24 protein-coding genes are annotated in these 22,326 nt (G+C 68.8%); 11 read left to right on the top strand and 13 right to left on the bottom strand.

What is annotated here, in order from left to right; all coding sequences use genetic code 11:
• Positions 1–168: 168 nt before the first annotated feature.
• Positions 169–1,419, top strand: a complete 1,251-nt coding sequence (locus tag GSI01S_RS00750) for a saccharopine dehydrogenase family protein (protein ID WP_006894357.1) — start codon at positions 169–171, stop codon at positions 1,417–1,419.
• Positions 1,420–1,435: 16 nt separating this feature from the next.
• Here the strand turns inward: GSI01S_RS00750 and GSI01S_RS00745 are convergent, their stop codons facing one another.
• From GSI01S_RS00745 to GSI01S_RS00730, 4 genes are read right to left on the bottom strand one after another with little or no spacing between them, the layout of a single operon-like run.
• The gene (locus GSI01S_RS00745; RefSeq protein ID WP_006894355.1) at positions 1,436–2,092 is read right to left on the bottom strand and encodes a PaaI family thioesterase; all 657 of its coding nucleotides are present in this window, start codon (positions 2,090–2,092) and stop codon (positions 1,436–1,438) included.
• A gap of 42 nt (positions 2,093–2,134) precedes the next feature.
• The gene (locus tag GSI01S_RS00740; RefSeq protein ID WP_006894354.1) at positions 2,135–2,827 is read right to left on the bottom strand and encodes a TetR/AcrR family transcriptional regulator; all 693 of its coding nucleotides are present in this window, start codon (positions 2,825–2,827) and stop codon (positions 2,135–2,137) included.
• A gap of 22 nt (positions 2,828–2,849) precedes the next feature.
• Positions 2,850–3,626: an enoyl-CoA hydratase gene (locus GSI01S_RS00735; protein WP_006894353.1), complete on the bottom strand. Its 777-nt coding sequence runs from the start codon at positions 3,624–3,626 to the stop codon at positions 2,850–2,852.
• A gap of 43 nt (positions 3,627–3,669) precedes the next feature.
• Positions 3,670–4,740 carry an enoyl-CoA hydratase/isomerase family protein gene (locus GSI01S_RS00730; RefSeq protein WP_006894351.1) on the bottom strand — a complete coding sequence of 357 codons (1,071 nt, stop codon included), beginning with the start codon at positions 4,738–4,740 and terminating at the stop codon, positions 3,670–3,672.
• A 214-nt stretch (positions 4,741–4,954) separates the two neighbouring features.
• Here GSI01S_RS00730 and GSI01S_RS00725 point away from each other — a divergent pair, with 214 nt between their 5' ends.
• Together GSI01S_RS00725 and GSI01S_RS00720 are read left to right on the top strand one after the other, a co-directional pair.
• The gene (locus GSI01S_RS00725) at positions 4,955–5,908 is read left to right on the top strand and encodes a 1,4-dihydroxy-2-naphthoyl-CoA synthase (protein WP_006894349.1); all 954 of its coding nucleotides are present in this window, start codon (positions 4,955–4,957) and stop codon (positions 5,906–5,908) included.
• Between the two features lie 102 nt (positions 5,909–6,010).
• A complete protein-coding gene (locus tag GSI01S_RS00720) occupies positions 6,011–7,663 on the top strand; it encodes an MFS transporter (protein WP_006894348.1) in 1,653 nt (550 codons plus the stop codon).
• Positions 7,664–7,673: 10 nt separating this feature from the next.
• Here GSI01S_RS00720 and GSI01S_RS00715 read toward each other — a convergent pair whose 3' ends face one another.
• Entirely contained in the window at positions 7,674–8,735 is a 1,062-nt protein-coding gene (locus tag GSI01S_RS00715; RefSeq protein ID WP_039866581.1) for an LLM class F420-dependent oxidoreductase, read from the bottom strand.
• A 270-nt stretch (positions 8,736–9,005) separates the two neighbouring features.
• Between GSI01S_RS00715 and GSI01S_RS00710 the strand changes: the two genes are divergently transcribed.
• The 5 genes from GSI01S_RS00710 to menE are packed head-to-tail and all read left to right on the top strand — an operon-like array spanning position 9,006 to position 12,371.
• Positions 9,006–10,217, top strand: a complete 1,212-nt coding sequence (locus GSI01S_RS00710) for an inorganic phosphate transporter (RefSeq protein WP_006894345.1) — start codon at positions 9,006–9,008, stop codon at positions 10,215–10,217.
• Between the two features lie 26 nt (positions 10,218–10,243).
• The gene (locus GSI01S_RS00705; protein WP_006894343.1) at positions 10,244–10,516 is read left to right on the top strand and encodes a hypothetical protein; all 273 of its coding nucleotides are present in this window, start codon (positions 10,244–10,246) and stop codon (positions 10,514–10,516) included.
• A gap of 34 nt (positions 10,517–10,550) precedes the next feature.
• Entirely contained in the window at positions 10,551–10,862 is a 312-nt protein-coding gene (locus tag GSI01S_RS00700) for a DUF3349 domain-containing protein (protein ID WP_006894341.1), read from the top strand.
• A 10-nt stretch (positions 10,863–10,872) separates the two neighbouring features.
• The gene (locus GSI01S_RS00695; RefSeq protein WP_006894337.1) at positions 10,873–11,214 is read left to right on the top strand and encodes a DUF3349 domain-containing protein; all 342 of its coding nucleotides are present in this window, start codon (positions 10,873–10,875) and stop codon (positions 11,212–11,214) included.
• Positions 11,211–12,371 carry an o-succinylbenzoate--CoA ligase gene (gene menE, locus GSI01S_RS00690; protein ID WP_039866636.1) on the top strand — a complete coding sequence of 387 codons (1,161 nt, stop codon included), beginning with the start codon at positions 11,211–11,213 and terminating at the stop codon, positions 12,369–12,371. The genes GSI01S_RS00695 and menE overlap by 4 nt, the downstream gene beginning before the upstream one ends.
• Positions 12,372–12,375: 4 nt before the next feature.
• Here the strand turns inward: menE and GSI01S_RS00685 are convergent, their stop codons facing one another.
• Positions 12,376–13,719, bottom strand: coding sequence for a PE-PPE domain-containing protein (locus GSI01S_RS00685; RefSeq protein WP_081598039.1), 1,344 nt, complete (start codon positions 13,717–13,719; stop codon positions 12,376–12,378).
• A 167-nt stretch (positions 13,720–13,886) separates the two neighbouring features.
• On the opposite strand from GSI01S_RS00685, the gene GSI01S_RS00680 reads away from it, so the two are divergent.
• Complete coding sequence (locus GSI01S_RS00680; protein ID WP_006894328.1) at positions 13,887–14,756, top strand: 1,4-dihydroxy-2-naphthoate polyprenyltransferase; 870 nt, start codon at positions 13,887–13,889, stop codon at positions 14,754–14,756.
• 21 nt (positions 14,757–14,777) lie between these two features.
• Here the strand turns inward: GSI01S_RS00680 and GSI01S_RS00675 are convergent, their stop codons facing one another.
• From GSI01S_RS00675 to GSI01S_RS00650, 6 genes are read right to left on the bottom strand one after another with little or no spacing between them, the layout of a single operon-like run.
• Entirely contained in the window at positions 14,778–15,506 is a 729-nt protein-coding gene (locus GSI01S_RS00675) for a Clp protease N-terminal domain-containing protein (RefSeq protein ID WP_006894327.1), read from the bottom strand.
• Entirely contained in the window at positions 15,499–15,765 is a 267-nt protein-coding gene (locus tag GSI01S_RS00670) for a hypothetical protein (RefSeq protein WP_006894326.1), read from the bottom strand. The genes GSI01S_RS00675 and GSI01S_RS00670 overlap by 8 nt, the downstream gene beginning before the upstream one ends.
• 52 nt (positions 15,766–15,817) lie before the next feature.
• Positions 15,818–18,343, bottom strand: a complete 2,526-nt coding sequence (locus GSI01S_RS00665) for an FtsX-like permease family protein (RefSeq protein ID WP_006894325.1) — start codon at positions 18,341–18,343, stop codon at positions 15,818–15,820.
• 1 nt (position 18,344) lies between these two features.
• The gene (locus GSI01S_RS00660) at positions 18,345–19,028 is read right to left on the bottom strand and encodes an ABC transporter ATP-binding protein (protein ID WP_006894322.1); all 684 of its coding nucleotides are present in this window, start codon (positions 19,026–19,028) and stop codon (positions 18,345–18,347) included.
• A gap of 30 nt (positions 19,029–19,058) precedes the next feature.
• Complete coding sequence (gene cds1, locus GSI01S_RS00655) at positions 19,059–20,165, bottom strand: L-cysteine desulfhydrase Cds1 (protein ID WP_006894320.1); 1,107 nt, start codon at positions 20,163–20,165, stop codon at positions 19,059–19,061.
• A 9-nt stretch (positions 20,166–20,174) separates the two neighbouring features.
• On the bottom strand, positions 20,175–20,504 hold the full coding sequence (locus GSI01S_RS00650) for a DUF4229 domain-containing protein (protein ID WP_039866578.1): 330 nt from the start codon (positions 20,502–20,504) through the stop codon (positions 20,175–20,177).
• A 234-nt stretch (positions 20,505–20,738) separates the two neighbouring features.
• Between GSI01S_RS00650 and GSI01S_RS00645 the strand changes: the two genes are divergently transcribed.
• On the top strand, positions 20,739–20,960 hold the full coding sequence (locus GSI01S_RS00645) for a BldC family transcriptional regulator (RefSeq protein ID WP_006894318.1): 222 nt from the start codon (positions 20,739–20,741) through the stop codon (positions 20,958–20,960).
• A 141-nt stretch (positions 20,961–21,101) separates the two neighbouring features.
• Positions 21,102–21,266, top strand: a complete 165-nt coding sequence (locus GSI01S_RS20280; protein ID WP_006894317.1) for a hypothetical protein — start codon at positions 21,102–21,104, stop codon at positions 21,264–21,266.
• 36 nt (positions 21,267–21,302) lie between these two features.
• Here GSI01S_RS20280 and ccsB read toward each other — a convergent pair whose 3' ends face one another.
• On the bottom strand, positions 21,303–22,319 hold the full coding sequence (gene ccsB, locus GSI01S_RS00640; RefSeq protein WP_006894316.1) for a c-type cytochrome biogenesis protein CcsB: 1,017 nt from the start codon (positions 22,317–22,319) through the stop codon (positions 21,303–21,305).
• Between the last annotated feature and the right edge of the window lie 7 nt (positions 22,320–22,326).

Raw genomic sequence — 22,326 nt, 5'->3', positions numbered from 1 at the left:
CACCTCCCCCGAGTGTTTCAGCTGCTCACACCATATTTTCTTGACCTACCAGAACACTACCAATCGGGTATGACACAACGGATCGATGAATCGAACAGGCAAGCGGATGGTTCGTGCCGGCGGTGTAGATACCGTGTCGGCGGTCGGGATGCCAGTAGGGTCGACCCCATGAGTCGCGAATTCGACGTCGTCGTGTTTGGAGCCACCGGTTTCGTCGGTGAGCTCACCGCCCAGTACCTCGCCGACCATGCACCGGCGAGCACTCGCATCGCTCTCGCCGGGAGGTCGGAGACCAAACTCGCCGCGGTGCGACGACGCCTCGGCGAGCGCGCGCGCGACTGGCCGCTGATCGTGGCCGACTCGGACTCGCCGTCGTCGCTAGATGCGATGTGCGCACGTACGCAGGTGGTCTGCACCACGGTGGGTCCGTACCTGCGCTACGGCGAGAATCTCGTGATCGCTGCTGCGACCGCAGGCACCGACTACGTCGACCTCACCGGCGAGGTCCCGTTCGTCCGGCACTCCATCGACAAGGCCGACGAACTGGCCACCGCGTCCGGCGCGCGGATCGTGCATTCCTGCGGATTCGATTCGGTCCCGTCCGACCTCGGCGCGTATCTGCTGCACCGAACGATCGCCGAAGACGGCGCGGGCGAGATGACCGACACCACCATGGTGGTGACGTCGCTGCGCGGCGGCGTCTCCGGCGGAACGGTCGACTCGGTCCGGGTGATCGCAGAGATGGCGAAAGACGCGGAGACCAGAAGCCTGATCATGAACCCGCAGGCACTCTCCGGCGGGTCGGGTGAGACTCCGCGCGCGGGCCTCAACTCCGAGCCCAGCGATATGACGCCGGTCGACGCGAAGAAGGTCGACCCGAGCCTGCGGGGCACGCTCGCACCGTTCTTCATGTCGTCTTACAACACCCGCGTGGTGCGTCGTTCGAACTACCTTCTCGACGGTGCGTACGGTGACGCGTTCCGCTACCAGGAGACGATGTCGGTCGGCGGCGTGCCCGGCCTGTCGGCCGCACTGGCCGGGATCGTCACCGTCGGAACCGGAGCATTCCTCGGCGCGATGAGCTTCGCGCCCACCCGCAAGGTCCTCGACATGGTGCTCCCCAAGCCCGGCAGCGGCCCCGGAGAGAAGTCCCGCGAGACGGGCAACTTCGTCACCCAGACCTTCACCACCACGACCACCGGACGCCGGTATCGCTCACAGATGCGCGCGCACGGCGACCCCGGATACAAGGCGACCGCCGTGATGCTCGGCGAGGCATCGCTGGCTCTCGCTCTGGATCGTGATCGGCTCCCCGACCGCGCCGGCGTCCTGACCCCCGCGGTGGCGATGGGCGATGTGTTGATCGATCGCTTGCAGGCGGCGGGTTTCGTCGTCGAGGCGCACGAACTGAAGGCGTGAGCCCGACCCGTCGCGGCTACGCCTGACCGGGCCTCAGCTCGATGAAGAGTGCGTCCATCTCCGCGCACAGGCGGTCGCCGTCATGCAGCGTGCCGCGGACGAAGTTCTTGCGACCGTCGTGTTCGTGCACCCAGGTGCGCAGCACGAGGGGCGTCTCCAACGGAGTCAGTGACCGGTAGTTCACCGTCAGATAGGCGGTCCGCGCCGGCCGGCCGGCTCGCAGAGCCGCAGCCATGCCACCGAGGTCGTCGAAGGCGACCGCGACGTGCCCTCCGTGCGCCACACCGTTGCCTCCGAGATGGAACCGCCGGAAGATCACCTCCGCGTCCACCCCCTCCGGCCCACCGTTGCGCACCTCGTACGGCGGCAGGGTGATGTTGCCCCGCGACGGCAGGTCGATCCGGGTCCCCGACGGTGACGTCCACTCGTCGACGAGGGTCGTGTCGAGCTTGGCGTTGAGCTTCTTGAGGTCCTCGATCACCTCGTCGGCCAACTCGGGGGTCGGCGACGCGTACCGCACCTTGTCCATGAACGTGCGGACCTGCTCGACCATCTCGCCGTAGCTCGGTCCCCCGCGTTCGGTCGTGACCTCGAAGTCGGCGCGGAACCCGCCCTGGTGCGGTGACGTCTCCGACGCCTCTGTGCTCGACTGCTGTTCGGTTGCGCCCGTCATCGTTTCACCGTATCTTCCGCGCGACCGCCTCCTGTGGTCGGCTCAGACTTCTCCCTGCGACAGCAGCCTGTCGATCTTGGTCTCGATACGAGCGAGCCTCTCGTCGTCGGACGACCGCCGGGCGTCGGCGTGGCCGGCGCCGATCAGCAGATCGACGATCTGCCGTCCCACATCTGCCGTGTGCACCGGACGCCCGGCGTATCGCTGGCCGCGCGCGCTGTGCTCCAGCGTCCCGAAGATCATGTCGCGCGCCAGCGCCGACGGAAGCGAGGCGTCCACTTCTCCGCACCGCTTCATGTCGTCGATGACCGCGGTGTACAGCCTCGTGTAGCGGCGGTTGGAATCGATGACGACCGACGCCAGCTCCGTGCCGGGAAACGCCTGGGCGGTGTGGATGTACACCTGCACCAGGTCCCACTGCGTCGCCATCACCGCACACCAATCGTGGACCAGTCGGCGCAGCAGTTCCGACGGCGTCGCGCCGTCCTGCGCCAGAACCGCCTCGGCCTGGCCCTGCAGCCCCTCGTAGAACTCCCGGGTGACGGCGGTGAGCAGGCCGAGTTTGCTGGAGTAGTGCAGGAAGACGGTGCCCTCCGACACTCCCGCACGCCGGGCGATCTCGGCGGTGGTAGCCGCCTGAAAGCCCGACTCCGCGAAGCACTCCGCGGCGGCCGCACGCACGGCGCTGCGCGTGCGGTCGCTCTTCGATCCGGCCTGCCCCCGCGCCGCCGTCACGACGCCGGTCCCGTCTCGCGCATCAGCGGTGCTTGAATTCCGGTTCCCGCTTCTCCACGAAGGCCGCCATGCCCTCGGTCTGATCGGCGGTGGCGAACAGCGAGTAGAACAGGCTCCGCTCGGCGCGGACGCCTTCGGTGAGGCTCGACTCGAACGCGCGGTTCACCGCTTCCTTGCCGTACGACGCCGCGATGAACGACTTGCTCGCGATGGTCGCCGCGACCTCGCGAGCGGTGCTGACCACCTCGTCGGTCGGAACCACGCGCGACACCAGACCCGCCCGCTCCGCCTCGTCAACCTTCATCTGCCGCCCGGTGAGGACCAGGTCCATCGCCTTGGCCTTGCCGACTGCTCGGGTGAGTCGCTGCGATCCGCCGATCCCGGGGATCACGCCGAGGTTGATCTCGGGCTGACCGAACCTGGCGTTCTCGCCGGCGATGATGATGTCGCAGAGCATGGCCAACTCGCAGCCGCCGCCGAGCGCGTAGCCCGCAACCGCCGCGATGATCGGAGTGCGGGTGCGCGACAGTTCGTCCCACGCGCCGAAGAACTGCTGGCCGACCACCTCGCTGAAGCTCTTCGACTGCATCTCCTTGATGTCGGCGCCTGCGGCGAAGGCCTTCTCCGAGCCGGTGATGACGATGGCGCCGATCTCCGGGTCCGCGTCGAAGCCGCGCACGGCCGCAACCACTTCGCCCATCAGTTCGGTGTTCAGCGCGTTGAGGGCCTTGGGACGGTTCAGGGTGATGACGGCGACGCGGCCGTCGGTCTCGGTGAGGATGGTCTGGTACTCGGTCATCTGCGGTTCTCCAATGGCTGTCGGGTGCGGTCGGGCATGAGGTTCACGGGTTCACAATGGTGAGTTCGAGCCCCTCGGGCAGCGGCGCGAAGAAGGCGTCCACGTCGGCCTCGGTGACGTCGCCGATCTCCGCGGGACTCCACGACGGATTGCGGTCCTTGTCGATCACCTGCGCCCGGATCCCCTCGGCCATGTCGTGGCTGCGGACGCATCGCACCGACACCCGGTATTCGCGGGCGAGCGCCTCGTCGAGAGTCGGCAGCGGGTTGCGGAGCGCCCGCAGCGTCACCGCGAGGGTCGTCGGGCTCTTGGCCCGGAGCGTCGCGGCCGCCTTCTCCGCCGCTTCGGTGCCGACGGCCTCGCAGCGGCGGACGATCTCGGCGACGCTGTCGGCGGCGAAGGCCTCGTTGATCCAGTCGCGCTGGGCGTACAGATCGGACGCGGGCGGCTTCTGGGCGTAGGTGGCCAGCGCCTCGTCGACGGTGGTCGCGGAGACGGCCTTGACGAAGGCGTCGAGATCTGCGGCGGGGACGTAATGGTCCGCGATGCCGAGGGCGATGGCATCGGCGCCGTTGATCGAGGCCGCCGTGAGGCCCAGGTACACGCCGAGTCGGTCCGGAATCTGCGAGAGAAGGTGCGTGCCTCCGACGTCGGGGACGAAGCCGATACCGGTCTCCGGCATCGCGAGCCGGGTACGGTCGGTGACCACGCGGGTGTTGGCGTGTGCGGAGACGCCGACACCGCCGCCCATGACGATCCCGTCCATCAGCGCGACGTACGGCTTGGGGAACTTCGCGATCTCGGAATTGAGCTGGTACTCCTCGCGCCAGAACACCGCCGACGGGCAGGCCGTAGCCTCTGCGTCGCCGGCGCCGGCATCGACGAGTGCCTTGGCGTCGCGGTGAATCGACACGATGTCGCCACCGGCGCACAGTCCGCGCTCGCCGGCGCCGGAGAGCACCACCGCCTTCACCGCCTCGTCCTCGCGCCACTTACGCAGCGCGGCCGACATCAGATCCACCATCTCGTCGTTCAGGGCGTTGATGGCCTTCGGGCGGTTGAGGATCAACCGGCCGACGCCGCCTTCCTGCGACACCACGACGGGCTGGTTCATCGAGCCTCCTGCTTCTTGATCGACACGTCCTCCGCGAGAAATCGGAGTGACACTCAGTTTGGAACCTAGCATCTGAACATCGGTAATAGAAGATGGAGGTCGCACTCCCAACGACGGACTTGAGCGCCACTGCATCGGTGCCGGCAGACCACCCCGTCACCGTCGCCGCCCACGCCGACTCGCGCCGACCGGGCTCCAACTAGGCTCGGAAGACATGACGACCGACTCCAGCCCCTTCGACCCGTCCGCATGGCGCACCGTCCCCGGCTTCGAGGACCTCACCGACATCACCTACCACCGGCACACCGGTGAAGGCCGCGCCAACGGCATCGTCCGCATCGCGTTCGACCGGCCCGAGGTCCGCAACGCCTTCCGACCGCACACGGTCGACGAGCTCTATCGAGCCTTCGACCACGCGCGTCGGACCCCGGACGTGGGCACAGTGCTTCTGACCGGCAACGGCCCGTCGCCCAAGGACGGCGGCTGGGCCTTCTGCAGCGGCGGCGACCAGCGCATCCGCGGCCGCAGCGGTTACCAGTACGCCACCAGCCACGATTCCGATGTCACCGCGGCGACCGTCGACGGAGTGGACGAGGCGCGGGTCAAGGCCGAGGGCGGACGACTGCACATCCTCGAAGTCCAGCGGTTGATCCGCACCATGCCGAAGGTCGTCATCGCGGTCGTCAACGGCTGGGCCGCGGGCGGCGGCCATTCGCTGCACGCGGTCGCCGATCTGACCCTCGCGTCCCGGGAACACGCCCGGTTCAAGCAGACCGACGCCGACGTGGGCAGCTTCGACGCCGGTTACGGCAGCGCCTACCTCGCCAAGCAGGTCGGCCAGAAGTTCGCCCGCGAGATCTTCTTCCTGGGCGAGGCCTACGACGCCGAGACCATGCATCAGATGGGCGCCGTGAACCGCGTCGTCGATCATGCAGAACTCGAGAACACGGCCGTCGAATGGGCACGGAAGATCAACTCCAAGTCGCCCACCGCGCAGCGGATGCTGAAGTTCGCGTTCAACCTGACCGACGACGGGCTGATGGGTCAACAGGTCTTCGCCGGCGAGGCCACGCGTCTGGCCTACATGACCGACGAGGCGGTCGAGGGCCGGGACGCCTTCCTGGAGAAGCGTGATCCGAACTGGGACTCGTTCCCGTACTACTACTAGACCCGCCAGTATTGAGACCGCCCGCGCATCCACCTTCTGATTGATCTTGGCCTAACACCAAGACACGGTCCGCGCAGCCGGTCGATCTGGTGAGATCGACGCATGACAGGTGCTCCCCCCGGTTCCACCCTGCCCGCAAACACCTCAGCGCCCACCCGCCGGGACTGGATCGGCCTCGCCGTCCTGTCGGTCGGGCTGGGCCTGATCGTGCTCGACGGAACGATCGTCGGCGTCGCGCTGCCGGCGATCATCAGCGACCTGAGTCTCGACCTCACCGACGCCCAATGGGTCAACAGTCTGTACGCGGTGGTGTTGGCGGCACTGCTGCTCTCGACGGGCCGACTCGCCGACCGCTGGGGTCGCAAACGGATGTTCCTGTTCGGACTCACCGTCTTCGTCGCCGGCAGTCTGCTCGCCGCCGCCTCCGGGTCGGCGGGCACGCTGATTGCGGCCCGTGCGGTCCAGGCGGTCGGCGCGGCGTTCATCATGCCCTCGACCCTCTCCACGGTGAACGCCGTCTTCCGCGGTCGCTACCGGGCCGCAGCCTTCGGTGTCTGGGGCGCGGTGATCTCCGGCGCGGCGGCGGTGGGACCGCTCGCGGGCGGCGCCCTGACCCAATGGGCGTCGTGGCACTGGATCTTCCTCGTCAATCTGCCGCTCGGTCTCGTCGTGGCGATCGCCGCGATCTTCACGGTGTCCGAATCGAAGGGCGGCGACGATCGGCCCGGCGCCGATGTCGACGGCGCGATGCTCAGCATGATCGGTTTCGGCGCACTGGTGTTCGCCGTGATCGAAGGGCCCGACCTGGGATGGTGGACGCCGAAGGGCGAGCTGAAGGTGTTCGGATGGAGGTGGCCCGAGCAGGCGCCGATCTCGATCGTCCCGGTGGCCTTCGCGGTGGCGGCGTCGGCTCTGGTCCTGTTCGTCGTCTGGGAGCGTCATCGCCGGAACAACGGGCGGTCGGCGATCCTCGACCTCCGGCTGTTCGGCCTGCCCACGTTCTCGTGGGGCAACGTCACCGCCGCCGCGGTGGCGGTCGGAGAGTTCGGCATCATCTTCGCGCTGCCGCTGTACCTCGTGAACGCGCTCGGCCTCGACGTGATGCAGGCCGGCCTGGTCCTGGCCGCCATGGCGATCGGAGCCTTCGTCTCCGGCGCCATGGCACGACACCTCGCGGCCAGGCTCGGTGCCCCCGCCGTGGTGCTGCTCGGCCTCGGTCTCGAAGTCGCGGGGGTCCTGATCCTCGTCGTGGTGATCGGGAGCTCCACCTCCGGCTGGATCATCGCGCTGCCGTTGATCCTCTACGGCCTCGGTCTGGGGCTGGCTTCGGCTCAACTCACCGGGACCGTCCTCCGCGACGTTCCGGTGGACGACTCCGGTCAGGCGTCGGCCACCCAGAGCACGGTCCGGCAGGTCGGATCGGCACTGGGCACGGCCTTCGCCGGCGCGGCGCTGTCGGTGGCACTCGCGACGACCCTGCCGACCGCACTCGACCACGCCGGCTTCAGCGGCCCCGCCGCGGACCAGGTGGCCGCCGCCACCCGCGAGTCAGCGGGCACCACCATCACGATGCTGCGCGCCGAGGGGGTCCACAGCCCGCTCGGCGACCGGACCGACGCCGCGGTCGGCGCACTCTCGGAGGGATTCGCCGACGCCACCCGATGGTCGATGGTGGTCGCCGTCGCATTTCTCGCGCTGGGCTTCCTCGGCGCGGCACGACTGCGCCGCGCCGCCGCCGCACCCGCGCGGACCTGACGGGCCGGGCTCAGCCGATGAGTTCCTTCAACACCCGCATGTCCTCCACCCGGCGGTTGTGGGACGCGGCGGCCGGCGAGGCCAGCAGCACGCCGACACCGCTGGCGCGGAACCGCTCGACCTGCTCGGCGACCTTCGACCGCGGACCGATGAGGCTGATCGCGTCGATCAGACCCTGGGGAATCGCCGCGGCGGCCTCGTCCTTGCGGCCGTCCAGATACAGATCCTGGATCAGCGCGGCCTCGTCGACGTAGCCGTACCGCTGGACCAGCGAGTTGTAGAAGTTCTTGCCGCGGGCTCCCATGCCGCCGATGTACAGCGCCGAGTGGTGCCGCACCGCGTTCTCCGCCGCCGCGATCTCGTCGGCGTCCTCGGTGATCAGCGCACTGGCCTGAATGACGATGCGCAGTTCCGGCAGATCCGGGTCGCGCTTGGCCCTGCCTGCCGCCAGCGATTCACCGAAGGCGGCCTCGACGTAGTCGGGGTGGTACAGGAAGGGCTGCAGTTCTTCGAACATCTCGGCGGCCAGTTCGACGTTCTTGGGCCCGATCGCCGCGAGCAGCATCGGGATGCGGTCACGGACGGGGTGGTTGATGATCTTCAGCGCCTTGCCGAGCCCGCTGCCGCCGTCCTCCTTCGTCAGCGGCAGCTGGTAGTGCTTACCGCGGTACTCGACGCGCTCGCGGCGCCACACCTTCCGGCAGATCTCGGCGTTCTCGCGCGCCCGGCCGAGCGGGAAGTCGTACTTGACGCCGTGGAAGCCCTCGATCACCTGCGGACCGGAGGCACCGATGCCGAGAACCGCACGACCGCCGCTGATGTAGTCGAGGCCGGCCGCCGTCATGGCGAGATTGGTTGGCGTGCGCGAGTACATCGGCAGGATGCCGGTCTGCAGTTCCATCGTCTCGGTGCGCGCGGCGATGTACCCGAGCTGACTGACCGCGTCGAAACTGTAGGCCTCGGGTACGGTGACCCGGCTGACGCCGACCCCCTCGAAGTCCCGGAGATTATCGATGGTCTCGCGGAAGTCGCCCGCGTAATTGATGGGCATGCCCAGCGTCATCGGCGTCATGGGCTGATTCTGGCACACGTTTTTCACCGGCGATCGGCGAGACCGCCCGCGTCCGGCCGCCACCTGATCGGAGGCCGCGTTCACCTGCCGGTCACCTCTGTTCCACCGGGACGTCGGAAACAACCGGCAACTCCCGGTGGCGCGAAGCCCACCGACAGATGAACTTTCCGTTAACGCACCTCCGGAGAACAGAAATTAGCAGGTCAGAGCACAAAAGTCGGACCTTGGGCGAGTTGACTCGACCCACGGTTCCCCGGTCATAGTGGTCGCATGACCGCAGAGATGCTCATCCTCGTGCTGTTGATCGTCACAGCCCTCGGCTTCGACTTCACGAACGGGTTCCACGACACCGGCAACGCGATGGCGACGTCCATCGCGACCGGCGCTCTGAAGCCGAAGGTCGCGGTCGGTCTCTCCGCGATCCTCAACCTGGTCGGCGCGTTCCTCTCGGTCGAGGTCGCCGCCACCATCACCAAGGACGTGCTGAACATTCAGCAGACGTCCGGTGACGCCAAGGGTGAACTCGTCGCCGGTCTCGACGCGAACAAGGCGCTGATCATCATCTTCGCCGGTCTGATCGGCGCGATTCTCTGGAATCTGTTCACGTGGCTCTTCGGTCTGCCGTCCAGTTCGTCGCACGCGCTGTTCGGCGGCCTGATCGGCTCGGGTCTGGCGGCGATCGGAACCTCGGGCATCAACTGGCACGGGATCCTCGCGAAGGTGATCGTCCCCGCGCTCTTCGCTCCGGTGATCGCATGCATCGTGGCCTCGGTCGGCACACTCATCATCTACGCCATCTCCAACGGCATCTCGGAGAGCAAGCGCGAACGCGGTTTCCGCAACGGTCAGATCGCCTCGGCCTCGCTGGTCTCCCTCGCACACGGCACCGGCGACGCGCAGAAGACGATGGGCGTCATCGCCCTCGCCCTGATCGCCACCGGTCATTTGGATTCGGGAAGCGTGGCTCACGGTCTGCCGTTCTGGGTGGTCCTCTCGTGTGCCGGGGCGATCGCACTGGGCACCTGGATCGGCGGTTGGCGCATCATCCGCACGCTCGGCAAGGGACTGGTCGAGATCCAGGCTCCGCAGGGCATGGCCGCGGAGGCCTCGTCGGCCGCGATCATCCTCACCTCCTCCGCTGCCGGCATGGCGCTCTCGACCACTCAGGTGGCCACCGGATCGATCCTGGGCAGCGGACTGGGCAAGAAGGGCGCGGAGGTCCGCTGGGGCGTCGCCGGCCGCATGGCCGTCGCCTGGATCACCACACTTCCGGCCGCCGCCGCGGTCGGCGCCCTCTGCTACTGGCTCGCCAGCCTGATCGGCGGCGCACCGGGCGCGATCGTCATCTTCCTGATCCTCGCCGGGCTCTCCGGCTACATGTACTACCGGGCTCAGCAGCAGAAGGTCGACGCCGACAACGTCAACGCCGACTGGGACGAGACGACGAACTCGCCGGTTCCCGCAGCCACCGAACAGTCCTGAACCCAGCTTCCGCGAAAGGCACCTCCATGGACATCGTCTCCGCCATCACCAAGGTTCTCGCCGTCGGGCTGTTGTTCGGCGCCGGTCTGCCCGCACTGTTCGCCGTCGGTATGCGCCTGGAGGCAGCCGGGCACGGCGATCTCGGCAAGCCCGCGAACCCCGTCCTCCGCATCATCGGATACCTGATGTTCGCCCTCACCGCGGCCGTCATCGTCGTCGGCATCCTCTGGATCTGCCGGCAGACCCTGAACTACTACTTCGATCTCAGGATCTTCCCGGACTTCGCCTACAAGAGCTGACCGCTGCGCGACCGCTAAGACACGAGGAGACACCATGCCCCCATCGCTGTTTGAGAACGTCATCAAGTGGATCCGCGCCGGGTACCCCGAAGGCGTCCCCGCCACCGAGTTTCCGCCGCTGCTCGCACTGCTCCGACCGGTTCTGTCGGAGAGCGAGATCACCGATGTGATCCTGAGCCTCGCGCTGGAGCACGGCACCGAGACTCCCGCGACTCCCGAGCGGATCCGCGACGCGATCCACGCCGTCACCGAGCAGGCGCCGTCCGAGGAGGAGACGCGGCAGGTCGCCGCACGACTCGCGGCCGCCGGCTGGCCGCTCACCGATCGCGTCCCGGTATCGGACTGAACGGAGGAGTATGGATCGCCCCTCCTTCCTGAGCGGCGTGGTCCGCTGGCTGCGCGCCGGCTATCCCGAGGGGGTGCCGAGCCGCGACTATCAGCCGCTCTTGGCGCTGTTGCGCCGACAGCTCACCGAGGACGAGATCAGGCAGGTCGCTCTCGAGCTCGTCGACACGCGTGCTCCGGAGCCGATCAACCGGATCGATGTGGGCGTCGAGATCTCCAAGGTCACTCAGGAACTGCCCCGCCAGGAGGACGTCGACCGGGTACGGCAGACTCTGAAGGCAGCGGAGTGGCCCTTCGACGACGAGCCGCTCGCGCCGCCCGATCGGCCCGAGAACCCGGAGGAACCGTCCTGAGAGTCCTGCAACCGCTCGAACTGCCGGCGGGACCGGCCGTCCTCGAGGCCCGCCGCGACCTGCTGGCACTCCTGGACGGCGACGCCGCCTATCTCCCGCTTCCCGTCGGCGACGACGCCGAGACGCAGAGGCTCTCGCACGCCCTGGCGCTCGGCGAGCCCATCGACGACGACGCCGCGCTCGTCGTGTCCACCTCGGGGACCACCGGCACTCCGAAGGGCGCGGTGCACACGGCCGCCTCCCTGCGCGCCTCCGCAACGGCGACGGCCGACGTGCTCGGCGGCCCGGGCAGCTGGCTGCTCGCGCTTCCGCCGCACCACATCGCGGGACTGCAGGTGATGCTGCGGTCCCTCGCCGCCGGTCACGATCCCGTCGTACTCGATCTCGCGGCCGGATTCGACCCGTCCGCACTGCCCGGACTCGTCGCCGCCATGCCCGGTGACCGCCGATACACCTCGCTGGTCCCGACTCAACTGCGCAAGGCTCTCGACGTGCCTGCCGCGGTCGCGGCGCTGGGCCGGTTGGACGCCGTTCTCGTCGGCGGCGCGGCCACCCCGCCGGCACTCCTGGCCCGCGCACTCGACGCCGGCCTGCCGATCGTCCGCACCTACGGGATGAGCGAGACCGCCGGCGGTTGCGTGTACGACGGCGTGCCCCTGCCGGGCGCGACGGTCCGGATCGACGGATCCGGCGGCGCCGAACCCGGCCGGGTGGTCCTCGGCGGCGCGACGCTGGCCCGCGGCTACCGCAACATGCCCGACCACCCGGCGTTCGCCGAACCCGGATGGTTCCGCACCGACGACCTCGGCGTCCTCGACGACGGTGTTCTGCGCATCGTCGGCCGGGCGGACGAGGCGATCACCACCGGCGGCCTCACCGTGGTCCCGCAGGTGGTCGAGACGGTCCTGGGCGAGATGCCCGGCGTCGCCGACTGCGCGATCCTGGGCGTCCCCGACGAGCGGCTCGGCGAGAAGGTGGTCGCGGTGATCGTCCCCGTCCCCGGAGCCCGGCGCCCCGGACTCGACGACGTCCGCGAGTTCGTCTCCGACCGCCTCGACCGCTACGCGGCCCCCCGCGCAGTGTTCACCGTCGGAGAACTGCCGCTGCGCGGGCCCGGCAAGGTGAATCGTCGGGCGTTGCGCGAACGGTTCGCCTGACGCGTCACGCCGCCGCGGGAACGTCGGTCGGTTCCTCGGCGGGGTCCGCCGCGTTCGCGGAGTCCGCCTCCGCGGCACCGGTTTCGGCCGCGTCGTCGGACTGCGACGACGGGAGGACGACACCGGTCTCGGGCGCAGTCGTCGCGGGCGCACTGCTCTCAGGTGCAATCGCCTCGGGGGCGGTCTCCACCGTGCTCGTCTCGGGTGCGCTGGCCGTCTCGGGAGCCGCATGGCGCGGCCCGTCCGACGTCGCACCGTCCCGCTGCTGCGGCTCGGCCCATTCGCCGTTCGCGTCGAGCAGCCGGTGCGCTCCGCCGGAGGAGAGCGGGACGTCGACCACCGGAGCCTTCGGATCCGCATCGCCGGCGGTGATCTCATGAGTCGGATAGAAGGACTCCGCTGCCCGGTCCCACTTCTCCAGCCGCTCCTGGGACACCTGGATCCCGACCGCCCGATAGACCATCGCGGTCAGCAGCGCGAGCGGGTGGTACGTGTCGTAGATCTCGTAGGTGGTGTTCCCCTCGACACTCTGCAAGGTCTTGACGTGCTCGAGGTTCTCGATGTGCGCATAGGTGTACTCGCCCGGATCGGAGTGGATCGCGAGGAAGCCCGCCGCGTTGACCAGGACCGAAGCCACGGGGCGGTACCAGATCCACTGTGTGTGGGCGACGGGATCGCCCTGCACGATGACCTGAACGACCTTCACCTCGGCGGAGTCGGCGGGGTTGCGGGCACCGTCGTTGTCGACTCCGAACAAGCCCATCAGCGGCGTCGCGAACGGGGTTCGGCTCAGCCGCGATTTCAGTCCCCAGGGCCCGCGCGGATCGGAGACGAGCAGGATGGTGCTGTCGGATCCGAGCAGCCCCTCCTCTGCCGCCTGCTCCACGGCGTTGCCCAGTGCGTCGGAACCCTGCGAGTAACCGGTGTAGACCACCACCCGATCGGCGTCCTGGAACGCCCGCATCACGCTGAGGGTGTTCGCGGTGCCGACGTCGCGCGACTGGTCGTAGGTCGGCGCGAAGAAGGGCAGCAGCCGACCCGACTTCCCGGAGATGATCGGGCCGAACGATTCGGGGTAGGTCACGATCGTCGACTCACGGCCCCCGACGATTCCGTTGATCCGCGGATAGCGGACGTCATCCGTCCCGGGAACGACGACGACGTGCGCGTCGTCGTCCGCCCCCTGGACCCAGTCACCGAGCACATCGGTGTACTCGGTGACCGCCGGACCGGCAGTGGCGACCGACGGCAGGAAGACCGGAGTGGGTGTCGCGGCGACCGCGGCGGGCGCGGCCAGTCCGAGACAGATTCCGCAGATCGCCGTCGACGTGGCAAGTGTGCGCTTCATGATTCTCTCCCCCGACGCAGAACTGTGCGTCCGCGGCACCGAGCCTCGGACGCACCTGACAGCATTCTATGAGAACATGCCGTGACCTGCGCGGACAGTCCCTGGAAGAGTGACGGTCGAGTGACCGACACCAGACCTGGGGACACCGGGATGAGATGATGTGGCCTGTGGCAACAGTGACTCAGTGGATCGAAGGCGCACGACCGCGCACCCTGCCGAACGCGATCGCCCCGGTGGTCGCCGGGACCGGCGCGGCCGTCCACCTCGGTGACGTCACCTGGTGGAAGGCCGGTCTCGCACTGGTCGTCGCACTGGCGCTGATCGTAGGCGTCAACTTCGCCAATGACTACTCCGACGGAATTCGTGGCACAGATGACGACCGCGTCGGTCCGCTGCGCCTGGTGGGTTCCCGCCTGGCGAGCCCGCGAGCGGTCAAGACCGCGGCGCTCATCTCACTCGGCATCGGCGCGGTCTGCGGACTCGTCCTCGCCGTGGCGACGGCCTGGTGGCTGGTGCTCGTCGGAGCGGTCTGCATCGCCGGCGCGTGGTTCTACACCGGAGGCAAGCGACCCTACGGCTACCTCGGCTTCGGTGAGATAGCCGTGTTCGTGTTCTTCGGTCTCGTCGCGGTGCTCGGTACGCAGTTCGTCGCCGCGGGCTCCGTGGACTGGATCGGCGCCGGCTGCGCTGTGGCCGTCGGCAGCCTCTCGAGCGGAGTCCTCGTCGCGAACAACTTGCGCGACATCCCGAGCGACACCGAATCGGGCAAGATCACTCTCGCTGTCCGGCTCGGCGACCGCCGGACCCGGACGTTCTACCTGCTCCTCTGCGTGATCCCGGTGATCGTCAGCGTCGCCGTCGCAGTCGTCGCCCCCGCCGCCGCTGCCGGCCTGCTGGTGATCGTCCCCCTCGTCAAACCGGTGCGACTGGTCCTGGGCGGCGCCCAGGGACGCGACCTGATCCCGGTGCTCGCGCTGACCGGCATCGCGATGCTCGTGTGGTCCGTGGCGACGGCGATCGGGCTCGCCCTGACATAGGACGAGCCCGATGGGCTGGCGTCAGCCGGCGGTGGTGCCCTCGGGCAGCAGCGCCGTCACCGCGGCACGCAGGTCGTCGACGGTCGTGGCCGACTCCACCACGGCGGTCGCCGCCGGGTCGGCGCCGTCGAGGATCGCCAAGAGGACTCGTTCCACGGTGAGTTCCCGCTCGTTCTCGGCCCGGGCCGTCATCGCGGCCCTGCGGAGCGCCTCGCGGGCCGCCTCCGACATTCGGCCGCCGCGACCGCGGCCACGCGGACCCCGGCGTCCACGGCCGCCCTCCCAGGCGCCGAACCAGATTCCGTCCGGACCGAACTGGGCCTGGAAACCGGGGCCGTCGAACGATGCCGGTCCCCCATGCGGACGTCCGTGATGGGGCCGCCCGCCGCGGCCGCGGCCGCGCTCGGGGCGCTGCCCCCAGCCCTCCGACAGGTCCTCTCCGAAGCGGTCGCCGACCGCCTCGCGCACCTTGTCGAGGTCGATGCCGATGCTGCGCAGGGCCTCCCGGTCCTCTTCGTAGCGGTCGCGAACGTCCTCGACGGGACCGTCGTCGTCGTTTCGCACCACCTTCCGTGCCTCCGCCAGAGTCAGACCCTGGTCGGTGAGCACGGTGAACAGCGGACTGCGAGCATTGCACAGCATTCCGAGGATCAGGTGGTCGGTGCCGATCTGCCGGCTTCCGAGGTCTTTGGCCTCCTGCACCGCGAACATGAAGCTCGCGCGTGCGTCTGAGTTGAAACGGTCAAACATCGTTGCCGTCCTTTCCGGCCGCTTCCGCGGCCTCTCGATACGAGTGCTTCTGATGCACCGCTTGACGACTGATCTGCAGGACATCGGCGATCGCCTGCCAACTCCATCCCTGCGACCTCGCCGAAGCCACATGGACGTCTTCGAGCCGGTCGGCGAGAGTCCGCAACGCCCGAACCACACTCAATCCCGTCGCCGGGTCGGCGCTGGCCGCCGACCGAACCATCGGATCGGGGTTGTTCACGCTTTCGTCTGTGTGCATGATGTCAATTTATCTTGACGGAATTGCCCTGTCAAGAAAAATTGACAATTCTTCAGTCGTCCACAAGCGAAGTCGAGATGTTCATCCGCGAGGCCCGCATCGCGGGCACCCCGGCGCCGAGCAGACAGAGCAGCACCGGGATCGCCACGTAACCGAAGGCGCTCCACTGCGGCGCGTACCGGATGTCGATCGACGTGGTCTGTGTGAGGATCACGTCGGCCAGCACATGCAGTCCGCTGCCGAGTATCAGCCCGGTCACCGCGCCGACCAGCGCGATCGACGCGGCCTCGCTGAGCACCATCCGCGACACGAAGCGACGCGAGGCACCCATCGCCCGCAGCACAGCGAGTTCCCGGCGTCGTTCCAGAACCGAGAGCAGCAGCGTGTTCAGGAGCGCGACGGCCGCGGCCCCGGCGACGATCCACTGGATCGCGACGGTGAAGGCACCGGCCTGCTGGGCGCTCCGCTCGGTAGCGACGAGCGCCTCCTGCCCGGTGTACACATGGACCGGCCAGTCTCCGCGGCCCGGATGCCGCGCCGCGATCGCGGTCAGCCGCTCGCGCACCTGCTCGTGATCGGCGCCCGGCGCCACCGTGACCTGCAGGTAGGTATCGCCGTCGCGCCGGAACCACTCGTTCAGGAGCCGGTTCGCCACCGCGCCCACCCCCGAGTCGATGGCCACGTAGTCGACGATGTCGCGTACCACCAGTTCGCGGTAACCGGACGGGGTCGCGAGTCGAACGGTATCGCCCACCCGCACCCCGAGTGATCGTGCGAGGACCTCGGAGAGCAGGATGCCCCGCCCGGCGAGGGTCTCGCGGACCGCATCCTGCGAGGACTTGCGGACGAACGGCGCCGCGGCACCCGGTTCGAGGCCCTGGAGCAGGACGCGCGCGTCGGCGATGTTGACCGTCGCCCACTGTCCGCCCACCACATCGGTGACGCCGGGAACGGCACGGACCTCCTGTGCGATGGCCGGGTCGAGCGCGGGCCCGAGCGGCATCGAGTCCGCGTCGCGCGAGGAGACGTAGAAGTCGGGGTCCGACAGCCCGGTGAGCGAACTGGAGATCGACCCGATCAGGTTGTTCAGCGAACCGGAGATACCCACGCCGACGGCGATCGCCACCGCCACCGTCATCACGGTGGCCCACACGCGGCGCGGTGCGCGTTCGCTGTTGACCGCGGCGAGCCGGCCGGGTCCGCGCAGGCGGTTCGACGCACCGACCACCGCCCGGACCAGCAACGGCATCAGCGCGAAGCACAGAAGGAGCCCGCCGGCCGAGTAGACGGCGCCGGCGACGATCGCGGCACGTCCCGGCACCGTCTCGGCGACGACCCAGGCCACCGCGATCGTCGCCGCCCCCGCGACTCCGCTCGCGATCAGCAGTCCCGCGGCCGGCGGCCGGGCGTCTGCCGCCTCACCCGGAACCATCGCCTCCACCGGTGCCACCGCGAACACCGATCTGGCCGCCAGGACGGTCGCGCCGACGCATGCGACCACACAGGCGGCCACCGCGACCACCGGTGCGTACGCCGGCAGGTGATACCCGACGGCCACCCCGACGGTCTCGGACGTGTCCGGCAACCGCCCGACGATCCACCGTCCCGCGAGCACCCCGACCGGGACCCCCGCCGCACCGCCGACGAGGCCCAGGACCGCCGACTCGGCCAGGAGATCGCCGACGAGGTGCCTGCGCCGCGCCCCGAGCGCCCGCACCATCGCCAGCGACTGCCTGCGAGAGGCGACCGCCATGTTCATCATGTTGAACACCAGGAAGGCCGCGATGATCAGGGAGACCAGCGAGACGAGCAGGGTGGAATCGTGCGTCACCGAGTTGGCCGTCTCGACCTGCGCGACCCGGAAATCCGGATCCACCACGCTCGCGCGGCCGTCGACCACCCGCGCGACCTGCGCGCGCAACCGGGCCTCCGGGACGCCGGGGCCGGGGACGACGAGGATCGAGTCGACCGCACCGTTCAGTCCGGCGAGACGCTCCGCGAGACCGAGATAGGCGAATACGAACCGTCCGCCGTTCAACGCGGTCGCGGCCTGGTCGTCGACCACTCGGACCACGGCCACCGGGATCCCCGACACGGTCAGTCGCTGCCCCTGGCGCAGACCGGTCGCCGCGCCGACGACGATCCCGTCGTCGAGGCGGTCGGCGTCGATTCCGCCGCCGGAGGCGCCGACGGCCGCGCGCAGCCCGCTCGACAGCGATAGCGCGTTCAGATCCGACCCCAGCAGCACCGTCGGGCGCCCGTCGAGCAGCACGGTGTCGCGCACCAGGGGTACCACGGCTCGGGCGTCCGGCACGTCGCGGCGCAGTTCGCCCGCGATCGCGGCGTCCACCCCGCTGTCGGCGATCGCGGCCACCTCCACGGTCGCGTCGCCGGCCACCGCGGCGCTGAACTCCCGCACCGACTCCGACATCGATCCGTACGTGCCGAGGACGGCCACCAACAGCGCCGAGGAGATCAGCACCACGGCCAGGGACGTCGCCACCCGCAGCTTGTGCCCGGCCAGTTCCCGGAGATTGAGGATCCGGACACGCGTCAGTCCCGCGGCGAGCCCGCCCATGTCAGGCGGGCCGCCCGTCTATCCTGCCGTCGCGGACGGTGACGATCCGATCGGAGACCGCGGCGGCGTTCTCGTCGTGGGTCACCATCAACACCAGGCGGTCGGGTTCGTCGTGCGCCACGGACGCGAGCAGATCGAGCACCTCGGCGCCGGTGCGCGAATCGAGGTTGCCGGTCGGTTCGTCGGCCAGCAGGATCTTGGGACCCATCATGAGCGACCGTGCGATCGCCACCCGTTGCATCTGGCCGCCCGAGAGCTCCGACGGACGGTGGTTCACTCGCCCGCCCAGACCCACTCGGCCGAGCAGTTCCTCGGCACGCGGACGCGCCTTCCGCAACGACTTCGAGTCGAGGAGCATCGGGAGTGCCACGTTCTCCCACGCGGTCAGCGTGGGGACGAGGTTGAAGAACTGGAAGATGAACCCGACCCGCCGTCGCCGGAACTCGGAGGCCTCGTCGTCGCCGAGCGCCGCCAGATCGGTACCGTCCACGCGGATGGTGCCGGAGGTCGGGGTGTCGAGCGCGCCGATGATGTGCAGGAGCGTGGACTTGCCCGCTCCCGAGGGGCCGACCACCGAGACGAACTGCCCGCCGTCCAGGGTCAGCGACGCCCCGTCGAGGGCGCGGACCACCTCCGTGCCCATCCGGTACTCGCGAACCAGTCCCGACGCCTCGACGACGGCCACGATCGCCTCCCTCCGCAGGACTCCGCGACGTCAGCCGGCCGACCACACTCCGGTCTCGAAGAACCGCTCGAGAGCCGCCGTCGGCGGGCCGAGGTCGAGCCGCTGCTCGGCCACCCAGTCGTCGTTGAAGTAGGTGTGATCGTAGCGGTCGCCGCTGTCGCACAGCAGCGACACGACGCTGCCGGAGCGGCCCTTTCCGGTCATCTCACCGATGAGCGAGCAGACACCCCAGAAGTTGGTGCCGGTAGATCCGCCGACCCGGCGGCCGAGACGGTCGCTGAGGAAGCGCATCGCCGCGATCGAGGCCGCGTCGGGAACGGCGATCATCCGGTCGATCACCTGCGAGACGAACGACGGCTCGACTCGCGGGCGGCCGATGCCCTCGATCCGCGAGGCCCCCGGTGAGGTGAGGGTTCCGTCGCCGGTCTCGTATGCGGGCAGGAAGACGGAGTTCTCCACGTCCACCACGCACAGCCGCGTGGGGTGCTGCCGGTAGCGCAGGTACCGGCCGAAGGTCGCCGACGTGCCGCCCGTGCCCGCGCCGACGACGATCCACTCCGGAATCCGATGGCGTTCGGCCTCCATCTGTGCGAACACCGATTCGGCGATGTTGTTGTTGCCCCGCCAGTCGGTGGCCCGCTCGGCCATCGTGAACTGGTCGATGAAGTGGCCGCCGAGTTCGCGCTCGAGTCGCTGGGCGACGCTGTAGATCTCCGAGGGCGAGTCGACGAAGTGACAGATCCCGCCCTCGGCCTCGATGAGCCGCGTCTTCGCGGGCGAGGTGCCGCTCACCATCACCGCGATGAACGGGACGCCGATCAGCTTCGCGAAGTACGCCTCCGACACCGCGGTGGAACCCGAGGATGCCTCGATGACGGTGGTGCCCTCGTGAATCCAGCCGTTGCAGAGGGCGTAGAGGAACAGTGACCGCGCCAGCCGGTGCTTGAGCGATCCGGTCGGATGCGTGGACTCGTCCTTCAGATAGAGGTCGATGCCGTCGCCGCGCGCCGCCCAGTCCGGCAGGTCCACCTTCAGCAGATGTGTGTCCGCGCTGCGCCGCGCATCCGCTTCGATGGTCCGTACCGCCCGGCTGGTCCAACTGCGGTCGTACGTCCGCTCCACAACCCGAGTCGCCACGTCGTACCGTCAGTCCTCGCCGCGCAGCCGAGCCTGCAGGTCGGTGCGCTGCGCCGCCCGCTGCTCATCGACTCGAGCGATCTGATCGTTCACCCGGAGGCGAAGCGACTTGAAGACGACCATGCCCAGGGGCAGCGCGATCAGCACCGCGAAGACCGCCGCGACGAGTACCGGCACCTCGACTCCGACGATCTTGGCGCCGAAGATGATCACCAGCGCGATGACGACGACGAGTGCGAGCCGGGCGATCGTGTACAGCGCCACCGCTCCGGCCAACGTCGTCATGGTCGCAGGGGGCTTCGACCCGGCGGTGCCGGAGTCTTCTCGTTCATCTGTCATACAGCCAGGGTACTGGCGTCGCGCGCCTACCTGCGAATACACCGTTCGTACGACACGATCGGGCAGCGTGGGCAAGGCGAAGAATCGAGGCCCATCAGACATTACGGACTCTTTACCAACGCCTGACTGTTCGAGCAACCAGCACAAATGCGTGTACTTGTGGTGTCTAGCGGCGTACGCGCCCGTGTTACCGAAACGCAGTGACCGAAGCCCAGCTAGGACAAGGAGAACCTGATGACTGCACTCGCCGACAACTCCGCCGACACCGGGATGATCACCCCCGCTCTCGCGACGCAGCACAACCTGACGCCCGGTCAGGTCGCCGCGATGTTCAACGTGAACCCGAAGACGGTGGCCCGCTGGGCCTCGTCCGGCGTGCTCAAGTCGATTCGCACCCCGGGCGGTCACCGTCGTTTCCGCGAGGCCGACGTCGTGGAGCTCCTGAACCGCTCCTGACCTCGCGAGGCCGGAACGTCCTTCGGGATGCCCGGTTCGGGCCGATGCCCGGACCGGGCATCGCTCTTTCTCCGGTAGCCTGGCTGACAGCGATTCCACGCGCGTGCGCGCAGTGGTCGTGCGTCAGGAGGTAGTGCGGTCGTGCCGTATTTGTTCGTAGTCCTGGTCGTGATCGTCGCCGCCTACCTGTCGTGGCGGCTGGTCGAGTCCCGGATGCAGGACCAGACCGGTCGTTCCGACCGGTCCAGCGTCCCCCGCGGACCGGACGACGACCCGGACTTCCTGCGCAGGCTCGACGAACGCTGATCCTGACGGGCGCTGTTCCTACAGTCCGGAGTATTCCTACAGTCCGGCGTAGGAGTGCAGTCCGGACACGACCAGGTTGATCGCGAACAAGTTGAACAGCAGGGCCACGAAGCCGGCGACGTTGATCCACGCGGAGGCGTTGCGCCATCCGGCCGTCGCGCGAGCGTGCAGGTAGGCCGCGTAGATCACCCACGCGATGAACGACACCGTCTCCTTCGGGTCCCAGCCCCAGAAGCGGCCCCACGAGGCCTCGGCCCAGATGGCACCGAAGATGATGCCGAGACCGAAGAGCGGGAATCCGATCACGGTGCACTTGTACGCGGTGCGGTCGAGCGCGTCGGCGCTCGGCAGATGATCGAGCAGCCGGCGCAGCGACGCGCCGACACCGGTGGCGAGCTCGTCCGCCTCGCTCCCGACTGCGGGCCATCGGTTCTTCACCAGGTACAGGATGCTGGCCACACCGGCCACCAGCAGCACGCCCGAGGAGATCGAGATGATCGAGACGTGGATCGCCAGCCAGTACGACTTGAGCGCGGGCACCACGGGCGCGGCCTGCGTGTACAGATAGCGGCCCGCGATGAACATCAGCAGGACCACCGGGATGAGGACGAAGCTCAGCAGCGGCCGCGACTCCTTCCGGCGGAGCACCACCAGACCGGCACCGACACAGGCGACGCAGGTCAACGAGATGAACTCGTACATGTTGCCCCAGGGCGCACGATCGGTCGCCATGCCGCGCAGCACGATCGATCCGAGGTGCGCCAGGAACCCGACCCACACCACGGGGTAGGCCATGGCGGCGAGCCGATCGCCGAGCGACCGCCGCGGCGCGGGTCCGGCGACACGTCCGGGCATCCGGTCGTCGGACGAGGATCCCCCGACGCTCGCACCGACGAGTTCCTCACGGCGTTCGTCCAGTTTCGCGTACCGTGCCGCCGCCAGCGCTCCGAGGAACATCAGCATGGCGATCACGTACACGGTGATGCTGGTGGCGTAGAGCCAGTCCGAGTAACGGGCCAGTGTCTCGTTGACGTAGCCGGCGTCGTCGTTCATGAACGCT

This window comes from Gordonia sihwensis NBRC 108236, assembly GCF_000333035.1.
GTDB lineage: Bacteria > Actinomycetota > Actinomycetes > Mycobacteriales > Mycobacteriaceae > Gordonia > Gordonia sihwensis.
This window is presented reverse-complemented; position numbering and strand designations above follow the sequence as displayed.

Bases quoted from the DNA above. Each gene is read 5' to 3' on its own strand.
- GSI01S_RS00670 (WP_006894326.1), bottom strand. From the start codon at position 15,765: ATGCACACAGACGAAAGCGTGAACAACCCCGATCCGATGGTTCGGTCG.
- GSI01S_RS00700 (WP_006894341.1), top strand. From the start codon at position 10,551: ATGCCCCCATCGCTGTTTGAGAACGTCATCAAGTGGATCCGCGCCGGG.
- GSI01S_RS00745 (WP_006894355.1), bottom strand. From the start codon at position 2,092: ATGACGGGCGCAACCGAACAGCAGTCGAGCACAGAGGCGTCGGAGACG.
- GSI01S_RS00695 (WP_006894337.1), top strand. From the start codon at position 10,873: ATGGATCGCCCCTCCTTCCTGAGCGGCGTGGTCCGCTGGCTGCGCGCC.
- GSI01S_RS00730 (WP_006894351.1), bottom strand. From the start codon at position 4,740: ATGAACCAGCCCGTCGTGGTGTCGCAGGAAGGCGGCGTCGGCCGGTTG.
- GSI01S_RS00735 (WP_006894353.1), bottom strand. From the start codon at position 3,626: ATGACCGAGTACCAGACCATCCTCACCGAGACCGACGGCCGCGTCGCC.
- ccsB (WP_006894316.1), bottom strand. From the start codon at position 22,319: ATGAACGACGACGCCGGCTACGTCAACGAGACACTGGCCCGTTACTCG.
- GSI01S_RS00750 (WP_006894357.1), top strand. From the start codon at position 169: ATGAGTCGCGAATTCGACGTCGTCGTGTTTGGAGCCACCGGTTTCGTC.
- GSI01S_RS00725 (WP_006894349.1), top strand. From the start codon at position 4,955: ATGACGACCGACTCCAGCCCCTTCGACCCGTCCGCATGGCGCACCGTC.
- GSI01S_RS00705 (WP_006894343.1), top strand. From the start codon at position 10,244: ATGGACATCGTCTCCGCCATCACCAAGGTTCTCGCCGTCGGGCTGTTG.
- GSI01S_RS00645 (WP_006894318.1), top strand. From the start codon at position 20,739: ATGACTGCACTCGCCGACAACTCCGCCGACACCGGGATGATCACCCCC.
- GSI01S_RS00675 (WP_006894327.1), bottom strand. From the start codon at position 15,506: ATGTTTGACCGTTTCAACTCAGACGCACGCGCGAGCTTCATGTTCGCG.
- GSI01S_RS00710 (WP_006894345.1), top strand. From the start codon at position 9,006: ATGACCGCAGAGATGCTCATCCTCGTGCTGTTGATCGTCACAGCCCTC.
- GSI01S_RS00685 (WP_081598039.1), bottom strand. From the start codon at position 13,719: ATGAAGCGCACACTTGCCACGTCGACGGCGATCTGCGGAATCTGTCTC.
- GSI01S_RS00665 (WP_006894325.1), bottom strand. From the start codon at position 18,343: ATGGGCGGGCTCGCCGCGGGACTGACGCGTGTCCGGATCCTCAATCTC.
- GSI01S_RS00720 (WP_006894348.1), top strand. From the start codon at position 6,011: ATGACAGGTGCTCCCCCCGGTTCCACCCTGCCCGCAAACACCTCAGCG.
- GSI01S_RS00650 (WP_039866578.1), bottom strand. From the start codon at position 20,504: ATGACAGATGAACGAGAAGACTCCGGCACCGCCGGGTCGAAGCCCCCT.
- GSI01S_RS00715 (WP_039866581.1), bottom strand. From the start codon at position 8,735: ATGACGCCGATGACGCTGGGCATGCCCATCAATTACGCGGGCGACTTC.